The following is a 15,788-nucleotide window of genomic DNA, read 5'->3' as shown; positions in this document are numbered from 1 at the left end:
CCTAATTTTTGAGGAGAATCGTGGAACTTGTAGGCGTAATCGGCGGCGGCACCATGGGTGCCGGCATCGCCGAGGTATGTGCAAAAGCCGGTAGCTCGGTATTGGTGCTCGAAACCAAAGAAGAATTTGCCGCCGCTGCCCGCGAACGGATCGCCAAGTCGATCAACCGCGGCGTCGCCAAGGGCAAGATCACCCAGGAAGAAGCCGACGCCGCGATCGCACGCGTCCGCGTCACCTTGGACATGGAAGAGTTCGCCGATCGCGATCTGGTGATCGAAGCTGCTCCCGAGATCGAAGCTCTCAAGTACGAGATCTTCGGCAAGCTCGACAAGATCGTCAAGCCTGCAGGCATTCTGGCGACCAACACGTCGTCGATCCCCGTCATCAAGATCGCCAAGGCCACCTCGCGCCCCGGCCAGGTTGTCGGCGTTCACTTCTTCAACCCCGTGCCGGTCATGCCGCTCGTGGAGATCGTGGTCAGCCTGACGACGTCCGAAGAGACCGTTCTCGCCGTCACCGACTACGCCAAGAACACCTTGCGCAAGAAGACGGTTCGCGCGGGCGACCGTTCGGGCTTCATCGTCAACGCTCTGCTCATCCCGTACCTGTGCCAGGCTGTCCGGATGCTCGAATCCGGCTACGCCACAGCAGAAGACATCGACGAGGCCATGAAGGGCGGCTGCGGCTACCCGATGGGCCCGCTGACGCTGCTCGACACCGTCGGTCTCGACATCGCTCTCGCAGCAGCGGAGTCGCTGTACGCGGAATTCGCAGAACCGCACTACGCTCCGCCGGCGCTGCTTCGCCGCATGGTCGACGCCGGTCGCCTCGGCAAGAAGACCGGTCGCGGCTTCTACGAATACGCCTGAGTCCGACCGCTTCACTCTTCCGGCCCCTCACCTGTTGCAGGTGAGGGGCCGGAGTTGTTTTCGGGCAGATCTAGCCGAATCCATTGACAAATTCGCGCGGCGCAGCAAAAGTCATCATTTGACAACAACCGTTGTCACATGAGCGCAGGCGGAGGGTCAACCAGATGAGCAGCGATCCGGACACCGATACTCGTCGACCTAAGCCCCAGGCGCGACCAGAGCCCCGGGAACTACGAGCCGATCCGATCGGCCCCGGTTCCCTGACGTGGACACACTTCGGCGACGTTCGCGGTCTGCTGTATCTCGGACGCGCAGGCACGCTGCAGAACATGCATCCCGCGGTAAGTGGAGCGCTGCAGGATCATTCGAATTTTTTCGACAACCCGCTCGACCGCCTGTTCCGCTCACTGCCGCCCATCTACGGCGTCGTGTACGACCGGACCGAAGAGGGCACAGGCACGCTCGTTCGCAACTTCCACACCGATCTCAAAGGAATCGACGAAACCGGCGGGCGTTACCACGCCCTCGCTCCTGACACTTTCTGGTGGACACACGTCACGTTCTTCGAGGTGATACTCGATTTCAACGAGCGATTCGCGTACAAGAAGTTCACGGCGGAGCAGAAGGACCAGCTTGTCCGTGAGGCCGTAACCTGGTGGCGCTGTTACGGACTCACCGACCGACCGGCTTTCGACGACTACGCCAGCTTCCGCACGTACTGGGAAGACATGCTCGACAACCACCTGATCAACACCCACACCACAAAATGGTCGACGCGCATCGCCGAGCACGACATCGCACCGGCTCCGAAGGTTCCGACGTGGCTGTGGCGTCTGACCTCACGCCCCACGATGGCCGTGGCGAACTGGATCGGCAAGGCACTGATGCCGGAGAAGGCGCGCGAAACTCTCGGATGGGAATGGACGCCGCGCGACGAACGAATGTACTTCTGGTTCGCCCGCTTCCTGACATTGACAGATCGATTCTGGCATCTGCTGCCGCTACAACTGCGGTACGCGCCGCGCGCCTACTCGGGCATCCGCGCGCAGGGTCTGTGAGCACTCGTCGGTAGGCTGGAGTGCGTGCCAGCTCATCTCCCTTCCGACGCGATCAGTGTTCGTGTGGACAGCTGGACGTGGGCGGTTCGGCTGTTCAAGACACGCTCGCAGGCGGCGACCGCCTGCCGATCGGGACACGTTCGGGTCAACGGAACGTCGGCAAAGGCAGCTCAGCAGGTGAAAGCCGGCGACGAGGTGCGGGTGCGTGTATCCGGCATCGAGCGCATCGTCGTCGTGGTCAAGCCGATCACGAAGCGAGTCAGCGCCGTGCTGGCCGCCGATTGCCTGCAGGACAATTCGCCGCCCCCACCACCGCCCGAACTGATCGCGTCCATTCCGCGACGTGATCGTGGCGCCGGCAGACCGACCAAACGCGAGCGACGCGACCTCGAGAAGCTGCGCGGCCTCGAGCCGTAATCACTACCTCGAAACAGGCTGACGCAGAACCGTCTTCAGTTTCTCGGGCGGCGTCCGGCGAGCGTCGCTGAGGTAGATCTCGTGATGATCGCCGTTGAAGCTCAGGCCGTTCGACGGGATGAACGTGTTGTGCAGCCGGTCCAGGGTGGGAGCTTCGTCGTCGTACGAGCCGACGTGAAGAATCTGGACGGACAGACCTTCCTCCAACTCGAGAAACCTGACCTTGTCGAGAGCGGCAATCTCCTTCTTGGCCCGCACTGCCTTGGCCCGGACTGCGTCAATCGACGCAGACAGTTCCGTCTCCGTGATCCACTCCGGTTGCGAGATCATCATCGTCCAATCCCACGACGACTTGTCCCGCGTCACGAACACCTCGGGGTCATCTGCCCGCCACAACCCTTCCAGCGGGCCCACGACGAAGTCGCGATCCAGTTCCTTCTTGCTCGCGAATTTGGTCGCGTAGGACACCGAATACAGCGCTTCGAGCGCCTCGGAGTACTCGGTGGCAGTGTTGGGATCACCGTGACCGTCGACGGCGAAGTAGCCGAAGCGGGGAACGGTCACGAGGGCAAAATCGCGGCGCCCAGGCGAGTAGAGATCCTTGTATGCCTTCTTGACGTCGTACTTCTCCATGCGCCACCCACCTGATCACTGGCCGAGTTTCAACGTTCGGAAACCTATCCGAGAACACCGACATCCCGATAGCGGACCACCGTCCCCTTGTTAATAGACCAGTGGACCTTTACTCTGGACGGGGTGACTACACCCCAGGCGACCGACGTCGCTCGAGTTCCGCGCCGCAGACCGTTGCGGATCGTTGCCATATCCGCGATTGTCGCGTCGATCTTGGCCCTGTTGTTCGTGTACCCGTGGTGGAGCTTGTTCATCCGGCCGGACTGGCCGACGGCGGTGGCAGTTTTCGGCACCGTTCTGTTTGCCACCCTCTTGATCGCCCTGCCTGCCAGTTTGGTGCTCAGCCACGGACACACCGACCGCGATCCAGTTCGCCTGATCGGCGACGCCCTCCTCGGAATCATCTGGGTCGTGTTCGTGTGGACCCTGCTCGGCGAAGTTCTGAGGCTCGGACTGCTCGTCGGCGGCGTGGATGACCCGCTTCGATCGAGAATTGTCGCCGTTGCCGCACTGATCATCTCGGCCGTTCTGCTGATCTGGGGCTACCGGGAAGCCATGAGACTGCCACGGATCAAGCAGGTCGACGTCACCATCCCCCGCCTTGGTGCGGGGATGGACAAACTTCGGGTAGTCGCGATCACCGACACTCACTTCGGGCCGATCAATCGCGAGAAGTGGTCCGAGCGCGTGATCGCGGCAGTCAACGAACTCGACGCCGACATCGTGGCCCACGTCGGTGACATTGCCGACGGAACAGTGGAGCAGCGCCTCGGCCAAGCCACCCCACTCGCGTCGGTGGAAGCCAGACTCGCCCGTGTCTACGTCACCGGGAATCACGAGTACTTCCACGAGGCTCAGGAGTGGCTCGACTACATGACCTCGATCGGCTGGGATGCCCTGCACAACCGGCACCTCGTCGTCACCAAGGGCGGCGACAACCTGGTCATCGCCGGAGTCGACGACGCCACCGCTCTGGGATCGAAGCTCGACGGTCACGGCGCGAACTTCGATATGGCCCTTGCCGGCACCGACCCCGATTTGCCGATCCTGATGCTCGCCCATCAACCGAAGCAGGTAACTCAGTCCGCTTCCGCGGGAGTGGATCTGCAGCTCGCCGGTCATACCCACGGCGGACAGATCTGGCCCTTCAACTTTCTGGTCAAACTCGATCAACCTTCGGTGCACGGGCTCACTCGTCACGGCGACCGCACGCAGTTGTACACAAGCCGCGGAACCGGGTTCTGGGGTCCACCATTCCGCGTGTTCGCACCGAGCGAGATCACCGTCCTGACGCTGCACAGCGCCTGAACGGGCTCAGCTCGTTCGGGTTGCCGCTCGCGCCGACAGCCCGACGAGCTGATTGATCAGACCTTCACGTAGGCCGGTTGCGAACATGTCGGCAGCAGGGGGCGCCTGCATCTCGTTCAGTACGACGACCATGGATTCGGCAGGCTCGGCAGTCGGCCACAAGCCTGCAACAATCACCAGGGTTACCTTGGCGAATTGAGCCGCGTCGCCCTCCGAGAGGTGAGGCAATTGCGAATGAATCAGCGACGCAAACCTTCCCGAGTTGACCGTTGCCCGCTTCTTGAAGTCACGGGCGAAGTCGACGGAGATGTTTCTTTCGAGGACACCTGCCATTACGCTCATCAACTCACACAGTAAACGCTGTGCGACAAGCGATTCCGCAACCGTCGATGCCACATGGATTTCAGTGGCGAACGGCGAGTCGTCACCGGTCGGGGTCAACGACTCGGACAACCCGTCCAACCACGCAACCCAGTTCTCGTCGAGCACTTCGAGAAAGATGGCTTCGCGACTGTCGAAGTAGCGAAGCACGTTCGACTTCGCCAGTCCGACGCTCTCACTGAGCTCACGCAGGCTGATGTCGGCGACGGGCCTGGACCCGAGCATCGCGCGGGCCGCATCGAGAATCGCGCACCGACGCGCTTCGATCTGCTCAGGCCTGCGCGCGCGCTGAAATCCGTGGGTCGCCACCATCACGCAAGATTATCAGACCATCGTTCTATTGTTTGCTGTACTGCGGGTCAATTGTCCGAAGGTGCATGCTGCGCCACGACTCCCCTCGACGCCAGTTCGCGACGCAGCGAATCGGTATCGACGGACGCGAGATCGACTCGGTGCGTGCGGGTGGCCAAGGCTCGGACTTCCTCGGACAGGTCCGCCACCTGCTTACGCGTCGCGGCCTGGGATGCCTCGTCCTGTTCCGCCACGCGCTCGACCAACCAGGAAGCGAGTGTGGCAGTCACGATGCCCAGCAACGCAATTCCGCCGATCATCAATGCTCCGGCGATCATGCGCCCGGTCGTGGTAACGGGCGCCATGTCTCCGTAACCGACGGTCGTGACCGTCTCCATCGCCCACCACAATGCCGTTCCGTACGACGTGATGGCAGCGCCCTGCGCGTGACGCTCGGCATCGAGCATGGCCAGCGCCGCGACACCGATCAGCAAGGCCGTGGCACCAGTGGCGTAAATAACCACCCGTCCACGCAAGCTTTGCCCGCTCGAGCGGTGAACTATCGCAAGCAGTGTGACCAACCGAAGTAGGCGCAGCGGACGCAGCATGGGCAACACCACCATCGCCAAGTCCAAGAGATGCCTGACGAACCAGCGACCGCGGGCAGGTGCCAACCACAGGCGAACTGCGTAGTCGACGGCAAAAACGACCCACGCAGCCCACATCGTCCATTCGGTCAGACGATGTGGAAGGCCCGTCGGTTGCGCCAGCACTTGGTACGCGTACGCCACCAAGAAAAGGCAGGCCGCAGCGGTCAACGGGATGTCGGTGGCTAGCTGCCATTTCTCCGACGTCCACGCAGTGCGGCGGTGCGCCGACTTCGTCGATTCGTTCATCCGAGAAGTCTGACACCACCGCTACCTAGTGCCCGGCAGAACCGACTCAGATCCGAGTGTGCGTCAAGATGTTGAGCGCCGTGGGAACTGCCTCGATCGTGATGGGCAACGGTCCCACCCGATCACCGTCCGCGTAAGCGATGATGCCTTCGGAGACCAGCCGGACCTTCTTGGATCGGTACGTTTGCACGGCGTCGAGCGAGACGTGAGTTCCCTTGTACACCCGCGGAAACAGGCGCACCAGACGCAACCTCGAACCGTGCCCGACGACGGTCAGATCCAGCAACCCGTCCGACTTCGACGCTCCTGGCGTGATGAGCATGCCGCCACCGTACGAGCGCCCGTTGCCAACAGCGACCAGCGTCGCGTCCACCGTGATGACCTCGTCGTCGAGTTCGATCCGGTACGGCAGCGGCTTCATCTTCGCCAACTCGGCGAGCATCGCCAGGTTGTAGCGCATCGGCCCCTTGGGCCACGACATCCGATTGGCCCGCTCACTGACCAGCGAGTCGAAGCCGCTGGCGATGATGGTTCCCGACCAGACGACGGAACCGTCGGCCAGCGTGATCTTCGCCAGATCTGACTGCTGCACGACACCGTCTGCGATGACATCGGCTGCTGCCTCGGGATCGCCTGTGGGAATACCGAACTCACGGGCGTGATCGTTGCCGGTGCCCGCCGGGATGAGCCCGATAGGAGTATCGGTCAACGCGGCAGCCTGCAATCCGATGCTGATGGCACCGTCACCGCCGACCACCACCAGCGCGTCGGTACCCTCCTCGATCGCACGACGGGCCAATTTCTTGGCGTCGTCGGCGTCGGTTCCGATGATCTCGGTGACGGCAACTCCCCGAGCGCGCAGTCGCGCAACACCTTTGCGTCCTGCCGCAGGCGCGTGACCATGTCCCGCCATCGGATTGATCAGGACGGTAACCTTCTCGATCTGACTGCGGGTTTCGGTCACGGAATCAGCTTTCCAGGATTGAGGATGCCGGCAGGGTCCACTGCATTCTTCACTGCGCGAAGGATGTTCGCGCCCAATTCACCGATCTCGTCCTTCATCCATGGGCGGTGATCGGCGCCCACAGCGTGGTGATGGGTGATCGTGCCACCGGCTGCGATGATCGCATCGCCAGCGGCAGTTTTCGCCTTGTGCCACTGAGCGATCGGATCCTCGGTCTGCGCGCTGACCACGGTGAAGTACAGCGAAGCACCGGTCTTGTAGGTGTGCGAAATGTGGCACATCACGAGCGGCTGAGTCCCCTGCTCGACGAGAGCCTTGGTCAGCGCCTCGGTGACCGAGGAGCGCAGGTTCGCGAGGTTACCCCAGGTGGTTGCCGTCTCGAGGGTTTCGCACAGTGCGCCGACGTCGAGCAGAGCGTCACGCAGATACGGCGCATCGAATCGCCCGTGTTCCCAGCTGTTTCCGGGCTCCTCACCGAGCGACGTGCCGCCGTGAGCGGTGAGAATTGCGCGGGCCTCCGCCATCCGTTCAGCGGTGTGCGAAGCGGTGCCCTCGTAGGTAGTGATGCCGAGGCAACCACCGGTGAAGGCGTTCTCGCCGATCTTGTCGGTGGTCGCCAGATTCACGCCACTCTCGGCCTCGTCGGACAACCGCAATACTGTCGGAGCCGATCCTTCCTGGACCAGCTCACGCAATGCGGCTGCGCCGGTGGCGAAGTCGGGGAAGCTCCACCCTTCGCGCACGGTGGTCTCGGGCAGACGGTGAACCCGCACACGCACGTGCGTGATGACGCCGAAGGTGCCCTCGGAGCCGACAAAAAGCTCACCCAGATCGGGGCCTGCAGCGGATGCCGGCGCACGCCCGGTCTCGATCACTCCACTCGGGGTGACAACGGTGAGGCCCTGAACCATGTCCTCGAAGCGCCCGTATCCAGCCGACGCCTGCCCCGAAGACCGGGTGGCGGCAAACCCGCCCAGAGTGGCGAACAGGAAGCTCTGCGGGAAGTGCCCGACCGAGAAACCGTGCTCACGCAGAAGCTCCTCGGCCCGTGGGCCGGTAGTTCCGCCGCCGAACGTCGCAATGCCCGATTCCTCGTCCAACCCGACAAGCTGATCGAACCTGCGCAGATCGAGAGATAGAACTGCGTCGAACCCGTCACGAATGGGATCGAGCCCGCCGACGACGCTGGTGCCGCCGCCGAATGGGACCACTGCGATCCGGTTGGCAGAGCAGTATCGGAGAACCTGCTCGACCTCTGCGTCTGTCCCTGGGGTGACGACTGCGTCCGGTGCGTCCTGCGGCTCGACGCTACGACGGCGAAGCAGATCCGGGGTGCTCTTGCCACCGGCCCGAAGGATTCGATCGGAATCCTTGGTACTGACGTACTCGGCCCCGACCAGCCCGGACAGCGCTTCGACATGCGACTGGGCCATAGCGGACGGAGCCACCTGGACGTCTTCGATGGCGAGACGCGATCGAGTCGGTGCGGAGACACCGAGAAATCCGGTCAACAATGATGTGACTGCGTCCGACAGTTCACGCTTCTTGGCCGGATCGCCCCAGGCGTCCCACTGCATCGGCGGTTGCAAGGCAGACTTTTCGGTGCTCATAGACACTAGTGTTACATATTTGTGTGATGTGTAAACATCCCGGTGGATCAATCCATCCATCAACCCATCGTCTTGGAACCGTCGATGGCTTCGCGAAGCATGTCCGCGTGGCCCGCATGCTGGGCCGTCTCGGCGATGATGTGCAGCAATGCGCGCCGCGCTGACCAGCGAGCTCCCGCTTCGAACCACGGCGCCGACGGCAGTGGATGCGAGATGTCGAGGCTGTCCAGCGAGGCCACCAACTCGTCGGTCCTGGCCGCGATCCCCTCGTACTCGGAAACGATGCCTGCCAAGGTTTCATCCTCGACCATCGCGAATTCGTTCGCCCGTTCCTGTTGCATCTCTTCCGACCACTGGGTCGGGTCGAAGTCCCCACCAAGTCCGGCCGGCCCTTCCAGAATGAAGTCGACCCATCCCTTTTCCGCCTGACCCACATGCTTGATCAATCCGCCGAGGCACAGTTCACTCACGGTCGGCCTCGAAGCGGCCTGCTCGTCGGTGAGGTCCTTGACGGTGAAGAGAAGGAATTCACGATGCCGACGCAGGCTCTGGAGGAGATCCGCGCGCTCGCCGGTGACGGTGGTGATCGGTGCGTTCATGATGTTTTCCTTCGCTCGTGGGTTCGTGCCCTGTGAGAACTACGTTAGAAGTTATTGCGGACAGAAACGGTCCTCATTAGAAAACGATCAAGAAAAAACTCCCGGCACCCACCGATGAAGGTGAGTGCCGGGAGTTCGAGCGAGCTAGACGAGATCAGACTGTGCGGGCCAAACGATCGGCCAGCAGGCGCGTGAAGTGCGCCGGATCGCTCAGCTCGCCGCCCTCGGCAAGCAACGCCATGCCGTAGAGCAACTGAGCCGTCTCCGTCAGGTTCTCTGCATTGTCATTGGCGGCCTGCGCCTCCCGCAGACCCGAGACAAGCGGATGCTCCGGGTTGAGCTCGAGAATGCGCTTGCTGTGTGGAACAGGCTGACCCGAAGCCTTGTACATCTTCTCGAGCGTCGGAGACATGCTGAACGCGTCGCCGACGATGCAGGCAGCCGACGTGGTCAGGCGCGTCGAGAGACGCGTTTCCTTGATGTCGTCGGACAGGGTTTCGGTCAGCCACGTCAGCAGCGCGCCGAATTCCTTTTCCTTCTCTTCGCGCTCGGCTTCGGCCGCCTTCTTCTCGTCCTCGGTGTCGAGGTCGACCTCGCCCTTGGCGATCGACTGGAAGGTCTTGCCGTCGAAGTCCGAGACTGCGTCGACCCACATCTCGTCCACGGGATCGGTAAGTACCAGAACCTCGAGGCCCTTGGCCTTGAAAGCCTCCATGTGCGGCGAGCTTTCGATGAGGTGACGAGATTCGCCGGTCATGAAGTAGATCTGTTCCTGACCGTCCTTCATGCGCTCCACGTACTCGGCGAGAGTGGTCACGCCCTCTTCGCTGTTGGTCGAGGCGAAGGACGAGATGTCGAGCAGCGTCTTGCGGTTGTCGGCATCGGCCATCAGGCCTTCCTTGAGCGCGCGTCCGAACTCGGTCCAGAAGGTCGAGTACTTCTCGGGCTCGTTCGCCTTCATGTCCTTGATGGTCGAGAGGACCTTCTTGGTCAGACGACGACGGATGGCAGCGATCTGCCGGTCCTGCTGCAGAATTTCACGAGAGACATTGAGCGAGAGGTCTTGTGCGTCGACGACACCCTTGACGAAGCGCAGGTAATCGGGCACCAACTCTTCGCAGTCGTCCATGATGAAGACGCGCTTGACATAGAGGTGGATCCCGGCCTTGCGCTCACGCATGAACAGATCGAACGGCGCCGTCGACGGAATGAACAGCAGCGCTTGGTATTCGAAAGTACCTTCGGCCTTCATCGGGATGACCTCGAGAGGCTCGTCCCAGGCGTGGCTGACGTGCTTGTAGAACTCCTTGTACTCGTCCTCGGACACCTCGTCCTTGGCGCGAGTCCACAGCGCCTTCATCGAGTTGATCGTCTCGGTCTCGATGGTGACCTCGGGCTCCTCGCCCTCGGCCGGCGTCGACGTACGAGCGACATCCATGCGGATCGGCCACGCGATGAAGTCGGAGTACTTCTTGACCAGTTCCTTGATCTTCCATTCCGACGTGTAGTCGTGCAGGCCGTTCTCGGAATCCTCGGGCATCAGGTGCAGGGTCACGGAGCTACCCTGCGGTGCCTCGTTCACATGCTCGAGCGTGTACGTGCCTTCGCCGGTCGATTCCCAGCGCGTCGCGTGATCTTCACCGGCGCGGCGGGTCAGCAGCGTGACCTTGTCCGCGACCATGAACGTGGAGTAGAAGCCGATGCCGAACTGACCGATCAGTTCTTCGGATGCCGCTGCATCCTTGGCTTCCTTGAGCTTACGACGTACCTCGGCGGTGCCGGACTTGGCGAGCGTGCCGATCAGGTCGACGACCTCGTCACGCGACATGCCGATGCCGTTGTCGCGGATGGTCAGGGTGCGTGCTGCCTTGTCGATGTCGATCTCGATATGCAGATCGGAGACGTCGACGTTGAGGTCTTTGTCCTGGTAAGACTCGAGGCGGAGCTTGTCCAGCGCGTCCGAAGCGTTGGAGATCAACTCACGAAGGAAGCTGTCCTTGTTCGTATAGATTGAATGAACCATCAGATCCAGCAGCTGACGTGTTTCTGCTTGGAACTCGAGCTGCTCGGTATGCGCGGTCACTTCGATCCCTTTCTCTTCTCGGACTGATCACAGGAATTTTACTTGACCTCGAATACCGCGGGTCGCCCCCCGCACAGACAAGGGAGGCCACGCGACCTGCGCGTGACCTCCCGTTATCTTCACCACCGATCTACTCGGTGACGTTCACCATCGAATAGTTCGAGACGCCGGCGGCCAGCACCCTGAGGTGATCGTCAGATGCGCCCAAAGTGTGTTCGATGGCCACCAGCCGCGAGACGTAGTGCCCGACCGGATACTCGGCTGTCATTCCGATACCACCGTGCATCTGAATTGCTTCCTGACCGATCTGATGCGCGGCGCGACCGACAGACAGCTTCGCTCGCGACGCGATGGTCGGATCGATCACTCCGTCGGCGATGGCCATGGTGGCGTACAGACTCATGCTGCTCGCCAGTTCGAGCGCCACGTACATGTCGGCCGCACGATGAGTCAGCGTCTGGAACTTCGCGAGCGGAACACCGAACTGCTTGCGCTGCTTCAGGTATTCCGTCGTCAGTCGCAGAGCTTCGGTCATGATCCCGATCGCCTCGGCGCACAGAGCTGCCTGCGCCCGAACCTCTGCTTCGACGATCGCCTCCGTGACATCGCCGCCCTCACCAAGCTGTTCGGCCGCGGCATCGGTGAACGTGAACTGCGCACCGCGACGGCCGTCGTGAGTTGCGTATTTGCTCCATGAGACACCCGCGCTTTCCGCATCTACCAGAAAGAGCCCGGTGCCCCCGTCTGGAAGTGCGGCGCTGACGATCACGACGTGCGCGCTGTCGCCCTGCAGGACCGGGTTCTTGACGCCGGTGATAGTCCACCCCGATCCCGATCCCGACTGCGACGCCGTGGTCGTGACGGTGGCGACCGGCCAGCGCGTGCCGGGTTCCGTATGCGCGAAGGCCGACAGAGTGGTCCCGTCGCTGAGCGCCGGCAGGAGCCGCGCCCGCTGATCTGCCGAACCAACAGCCGCGATCAAACCGCCGGGGATCAGAACACCACCCAAGTACGGCTCGGGTGCAAGCGCACGGCCCAGTTCGGTCATCACGACCATGGTCTCGACCGGTCCAGCGCCCATTCCGCCGTCAGCCTCCGCGAACGGCAGGCCGAGCAGCCCGAGCTCCGCGAACTGCTTCCACACCGCGGCATTCCATCCCTCGTCAGTAGCCGAGGTGGCGTTGCGCTTCTCCGCGTCGTAGCTGCGGTTGAGCAATTCACGCGTCGTGTCGCGAAGCATCGTCTGCTCGTCGTCGAGTTCGAAATTCATGTCAGATGCTCACAATCCGAGGATCGAGGAGGCAATGATGGAGCGCTGCACCTCACTTGATCCGCTGTAGATGGAAACCTTCCGGTAGTTCAGGTAGCGCGGCGCCGCCTGCTGCGCCCACTCCGGCGAGTCGCTCTCGGCCGTGTTCACCGGCAACGAGTCCGGACCCGCAACATCCATCAGCAATTCCGTTGCCGCCTGCTGCAATTCGGAGCCACGGAGCTTGAGCAGCGACGATGCCGGATTCGGCTTTCCGTCTGCCGAACTCGCCACAACTCGCAGTTGAGTCAGATCCAGTGCAAGCAGTTCGTTTTCCAACTCAGCCAACCGAGCCGCGAACAACGGATCCTCGAGGAGTGTGCCGGTTCCAACGCGAACTTCCCGCGCCTTCTCTTTTGCCGTGGCGACAAGAGTTTTGGAGAACCCGACCCGCGTGACGCCCGTGCGTTCGTTGCCGAGCAGGAACTTGGCGTAGTCCCAGCCTTTGTTCTCTTCGCCGACAAGATTCTCCGCAGGGACGCGGACGTTGTCGAAGAACACCTCGTTGACCTCGACGCTGCCGTCGATCAGTTTGATGGGGCGAACCGTGATGCCGGGAGTTGCCAGATCGATGAGCAAGAACGAAATTCCGGCCTGCCGCTTCTGAGCACTGGCATCTGTGCGAACCAGACAGAAGATCCACTCGGCGTGCTGAGCGAGAGTAGTCCACGTCTTCTGACCGTTGACGATGTAATCCGCGCCGTCACGGACAGCGGCCGTCTTGAGTGAAGCGAGATCCGAACCGGCTTCTGGTTCCGAAAAACCCTGGCACCACCAGATATCGGCGTTGGCCGTAGCGGGGAGAAATTTCTCCTTCTGCTCCTGCGAACCGAAGGCAGCGATAACGGGCCCAACCATGCTCACGTTGAACGGCAACGGGTTGGGTACCGACGCCAACTGCATTTCCTCGGAATAGATGTGGCGCTGAACCGGAGTCCAGTCCTTGCCACCCCATTCGACCGGCCAGTGTGGAACCGCCAACCCGTGTGCGTTCAGAATCTGTTGACCCGCAACGATGTCCTCACGAGTCAGCTTTCCGAATCCGGCTGCACGTGCTCGAAGTTCGGGCGAGAATTCGGTGGTGAAGAACTTTCGCATCTCCTCGCGGAACGCAACTTCCTCAGTGGTCAGTTCGAGATTCATGTGGAGTCTGCTTTCTTCTTGCAGGATTTCAGAACAAGATTCGCGCGACGGTCTGCGCAACGACGGCAGGTTTGCCCACGCCTTCGATCTCGACGGTGTTGGTGATCTGACTCTGCAGCGAGCCGTTCGGCAACTCTTCGATCGCGGAGAGCACTGCGGTATTTCGAACCTTGGCCCCGACTGGCACCGGACTCGGGAATCGAACCTTGTCGGACCCGTAGTTGACGACCATTTTCGCGCCGTCGATGCGATACACGGACTTCGACAGAAGCGGCAGGAGCGAGAGAGTCAGATACCCGTGGGCAATCGGACCACCGAAAGGTGATTCACGCTTTGCCCTTTCGTCGTCGACGTGAATCCACTGATGGTCACCGGTCGCGTCGGCAAATTGATGGACCATCTCGCGGGTGACCTCGACCCACTCGCTCGAGCCCAGCGTTTCACCGACCGCCCCCAGGAGATCGGACTTGTTCTCGAACACCCGTGTCATCTGATCCTCCACGTTCCCGAACACTGTTAGGTTAATTGGATAATAAACTCACAGTGTAAGGTTGTCCAGTACTTTCAGACGAAAGGGTTCTGGGCGATGGCGCGACCGCGGGTTCCACTACTGAGTAAGCCGATCATCAGGGACACCGCCCTGAAACTGGTGGACGAGCACGGTTTGACCGACTTCTCGATGCGCAAACTCGCCACTGTTCTCGGCGTACAGGCACCGTCGCTGTACAGCCATTACGCCAACAAGGACGAGTTACTCGACGACGTCGCGAACGTCATCATGGAGTCCGTCGACGTGAGCGGCTTCGACTCCGACGATTGGCGCGGCGCGCTACGCACGTGGGCGCGGTCCTACCACGCCGCCCTGGGCAAGCATCCCAATATCGTTCCCTACTTGGCCTACGGTCCGAGCGTCAGGCCCATCGCCCTCGATCGCGCGAACGCCATCCATGGCGGACTGGTGCGCGCCGGATGGCCACAGCGCACGGCAACACTGATCGGCGCTTCCGTCAAGTACGTGGTCATGGGTGCTGCGACGGCGACGTTCTCCGGCGGATTCGTGGACGATCCTGCGATCTACGCCGAGCGTTACCCGCACCTCACGCGAGCACATCTGTTGCGTGAGCGTGCTGCGGAAATCGACGGTGCCAGTTTCGAACTCGCGCTGGAATCCCTACTGGACGGACTGGAAGCCAAATACGCACTGCTGCAGAGAACTACAGAGCAACCTCCTCGAAACTGAGGGTTGTTACCGTCGATCAAGCGCGCCGAGCATCGCGACGAAGGCCGCCTGACGATCCCCCAGAGCGGCGAAGAATTCCCGGTCCGAAGATTCCACCGCGCGGTTCGCCCTGCCGGCCAAGGCCGCACCCACCGGCGTGACGGCAAGCGAGCGAGCACGAGCATCGGTCGGATGTGGACGTCGTTCGACAAACCCCTTGGATTCGAGGGTCCGAATCACCTGTGACGTCATCATCGCGTCGGTGCGCGCGTACTCGGCAAGACCGCGTTGAGTTATCGGCGTCTCTGCATCCAGCCAGGTCAGTGCTGCGAGCAGAACGAACTGCACGTGGGTCAGGTCGAAAGGTCGCAGCGCCGCGCGAATCGAGGCTTGCCAAGCATTGGTGACACGCCACAACATCAGACCGGGACTCTCGTCCGCGTCCTCGAAGTCGGTTTCCAGTTTCTTCGCCACAGCGCCAGTGTGTCAGCTCGTCGTCGAACGCAGAACCTCGACGTCGTTGTCATCCAACGGAATCAAGCCACGCCGGAGTTGATACCCCCAATTCGGTGCCGAGGTCAGCGCCAATCGACTCCGGACTGCGTCGAGAGGAACGGGGTTGAACTGTTCGTACCGAACTCGCCGCCGAAACGGCTTGAAACACCCCTCGTCCGCCTGCCAGATCTCACCCTCTTCGATCACACCGAGAGCTGTGAACTCGCGCAACGGATCTCGGTCGCCCATGGACTCGACCGGCGAATAATGGACAAGCACGTCACCTGCTTTCATCCGTACCAAACCAGCTCTCTTTCCGTGCCCGATCTGTGCGATACCGAGATCCACTGCGCGACGCACATGTTCGGCAGAGACAACCCCTAACCAGGCATTCATCGCCGGCCCCCTGGCGAACCGAAAGCACATTCATTCATGCATTTAGTATGCGCGCTTATTATCTTTCACGCAACAGATCCACTCTTGAACGTGTTCAACTCCAGGGCGTACGCTGCA

The 15,788-nt window shown here is 61.7% G+C and carries 17 protein-coding genes; 5 read left to right on the top strand and 12 right to left on the bottom strand.

Features of this window, described 5'->3' with window-relative positions:
* Window positions 1–20: 20 nt before the first annotated feature.
* From YH3_RS16850 to YH3_RS16840, 3 genes are all read left to right on the top strand, one after another.
* Window positions 21–869 carry a 3-hydroxybutyryl-CoA dehydrogenase gene (locus YH3_RS16850; RefSeq protein WP_003940434.1) on the top strand — a complete coding sequence of 283 codons (849 nt, stop codon included), beginning with the start codon at window positions 21–23 and terminating at the stop codon, window positions 867–869.
* Window positions 870–1,033: 164 nt separating this feature from the next.
* The gene (locus YH3_RS16845) at window positions 1,034–1,927 is read left to right on the top strand and encodes an oxygenase MpaB family protein (RefSeq protein ID WP_007731355.1); all 894 of its coding nucleotides are present in this window, start codon (window positions 1,034–1,036) and stop codon (window positions 1,925–1,927) included.
* 24 nt (window positions 1,928–1,951) lie between these two features.
* Entirely contained in the window at window positions 1,952–2,344 is a 393-nt protein-coding gene (locus YH3_RS16840) for an RNA-binding S4 domain-containing protein (protein WP_003940158.1), read from the top strand.
* Between the two features lie 3 nt (window positions 2,345–2,347).
* On the opposite strand, the gene YH3_RS16835 is transcribed toward YH3_RS16840, so the two are convergent.
* On the bottom strand, window positions 2,348–2,977 hold the full coding sequence (locus tag YH3_RS16835; protein ID WP_007731353.1) for a GyrI-like domain-containing protein: 630 nt from the start codon (window positions 2,975–2,977) through the stop codon (window positions 2,348–2,350).
* Window positions 2,978–3,100: 123 nt separating this feature from the next.
* Between YH3_RS16835 and YH3_RS16830 the strand changes: the two genes are divergently transcribed.
* Entirely contained in the window at window positions 3,101–4,285 is a 1,185-nt protein-coding gene (locus YH3_RS16830) for a metallophosphoesterase (RefSeq protein WP_007731352.1), read from the top strand.
* 6 nt (window positions 4,286–4,291) lie between these two features.
* On the opposite strand, the gene YH3_RS16825 is transcribed toward YH3_RS16830, so the two are convergent.
* The 9 genes from YH3_RS16825 to YH3_RS16785 form a co-directional block, all read right to left on the bottom strand.
* Complete coding sequence (locus tag YH3_RS16825) at window positions 4,292–4,978, bottom strand: TetR/AcrR family transcriptional regulator (RefSeq protein WP_007731351.1); 687 nt, start codon at window positions 4,976–4,978, stop codon at window positions 4,292–4,294.
* 47 nt (window positions 4,979–5,025) lie between these two features.
* Window positions 5,026–5,853, bottom strand: coding sequence for a potassium channel family protein (locus YH3_RS16820; protein ID WP_007731350.1), 828 nt, complete (start codon window positions 5,851–5,853; stop codon window positions 5,026–5,028).
* A 46-nt stretch (window positions 5,854–5,899) separates the two neighbouring features.
* A complete protein-coding gene (locus tag YH3_RS16815) occupies window positions 5,900–6,817 on the bottom strand; it encodes a diacylglycerol kinase (protein WP_007731349.1) in 918 nt (305 codons plus the stop codon).
* On the bottom strand, window positions 6,814–8,394 hold the full coding sequence (locus tag YH3_RS16810) for an FAD-binding oxidoreductase (protein ID WP_042452763.1): 1,581 nt from the start codon (window positions 8,392–8,394) through the stop codon (window positions 6,814–6,816). Before YH3_RS16810 ends, YH3_RS16815 begins: the two co-directional genes overlap by 4 nt.
* 92 nt (window positions 8,395–8,486) lie before the next feature.
* Window positions 8,487–9,026 carry a DinB family protein gene (locus YH3_RS16805; protein WP_003940638.1) on the bottom strand — a complete coding sequence of 180 codons (540 nt, stop codon included), beginning with the start codon at window positions 9,024–9,026 and terminating at the stop codon, window positions 8,487–8,489.
* Window positions 9,027–9,180: 154 nt separating this feature from the next.
* On the bottom strand, window positions 9,181–11,109 hold the full coding sequence (gene htpG, locus YH3_RS16800) for a molecular chaperone HtpG (protein ID WP_003940518.1): 1,929 nt from the start codon (window positions 11,107–11,109) through the stop codon (window positions 9,181–9,183).
* Between the two features lie 130 nt (window positions 11,110–11,239).
* Window positions 11,240–12,379, bottom strand: coding sequence for an acyl-CoA dehydrogenase family protein (locus YH3_RS16795; RefSeq protein WP_007731347.1), 1,140 nt, complete (start codon window positions 12,377–12,379; stop codon window positions 11,240–11,242).
* Window positions 12,380–12,388: 9 nt separating this feature from the next.
* Window positions 12,389–13,561, bottom strand: coding sequence for an acyl-CoA dehydrogenase family protein (locus tag YH3_RS16790; protein WP_007731346.1), 1,173 nt, complete (start codon window positions 13,559–13,561; stop codon window positions 12,389–12,391).
* 28 nt (window positions 13,562–13,589) lie between these two features.
* Window positions 13,590–14,051, bottom strand: coding sequence for a MaoC family dehydratase (locus YH3_RS16785; protein ID WP_007731344.1), 462 nt, complete (start codon window positions 14,049–14,051; stop codon window positions 13,590–13,592).
* A 96-nt stretch (window positions 14,052–14,147) separates the two neighbouring features.
* On the opposite strand from YH3_RS16785, the gene YH3_RS16780 reads away from it, so the two are divergent.
* Complete coding sequence (locus YH3_RS16780) at window positions 14,148–14,801, top strand: TetR/AcrR family transcriptional regulator (RefSeq protein WP_007731342.1); 654 nt, start codon at window positions 14,148–14,150, stop codon at window positions 14,799–14,801.
* A 6-nt stretch (window positions 14,802–14,807) separates the two neighbouring features.
* Here YH3_RS16780 and YH3_RS16775 read toward each other — a convergent pair whose 3' ends face one another.
* Window positions 14,808–15,254 carry a MarR family winged helix-turn-helix transcriptional regulator gene (locus YH3_RS16775; protein WP_003940281.1) on the bottom strand — a complete coding sequence of 149 codons (447 nt, stop codon included), beginning with the start codon at window positions 15,252–15,254 and terminating at the stop codon, window positions 14,808–14,810.
* A gap of 12 nt (window positions 15,255–15,266) precedes the next feature.
* Window positions 15,267–15,671, bottom strand: coding sequence for an EVE domain-containing protein (locus tag YH3_RS16770; protein ID WP_039973225.1), 405 nt, complete (start codon window positions 15,669–15,671; stop codon window positions 15,267–15,269).
* Between the last annotated feature and the right edge of the window lie 117 nt (window positions 15,672–15,788).

Origin of the sequence: Rhodococcus sp. YH3-3, from assembly GCF_001653035.1 — a bacterium.
Lineage (GTDB): Bacteria > Actinomycetota > Actinomycetes > Mycobacteriales > Mycobacteriaceae > Rhodococcus_F > Rhodococcus_F qingshengii.
This window is presented reverse-complemented; position numbering and strand designations above follow the sequence as displayed.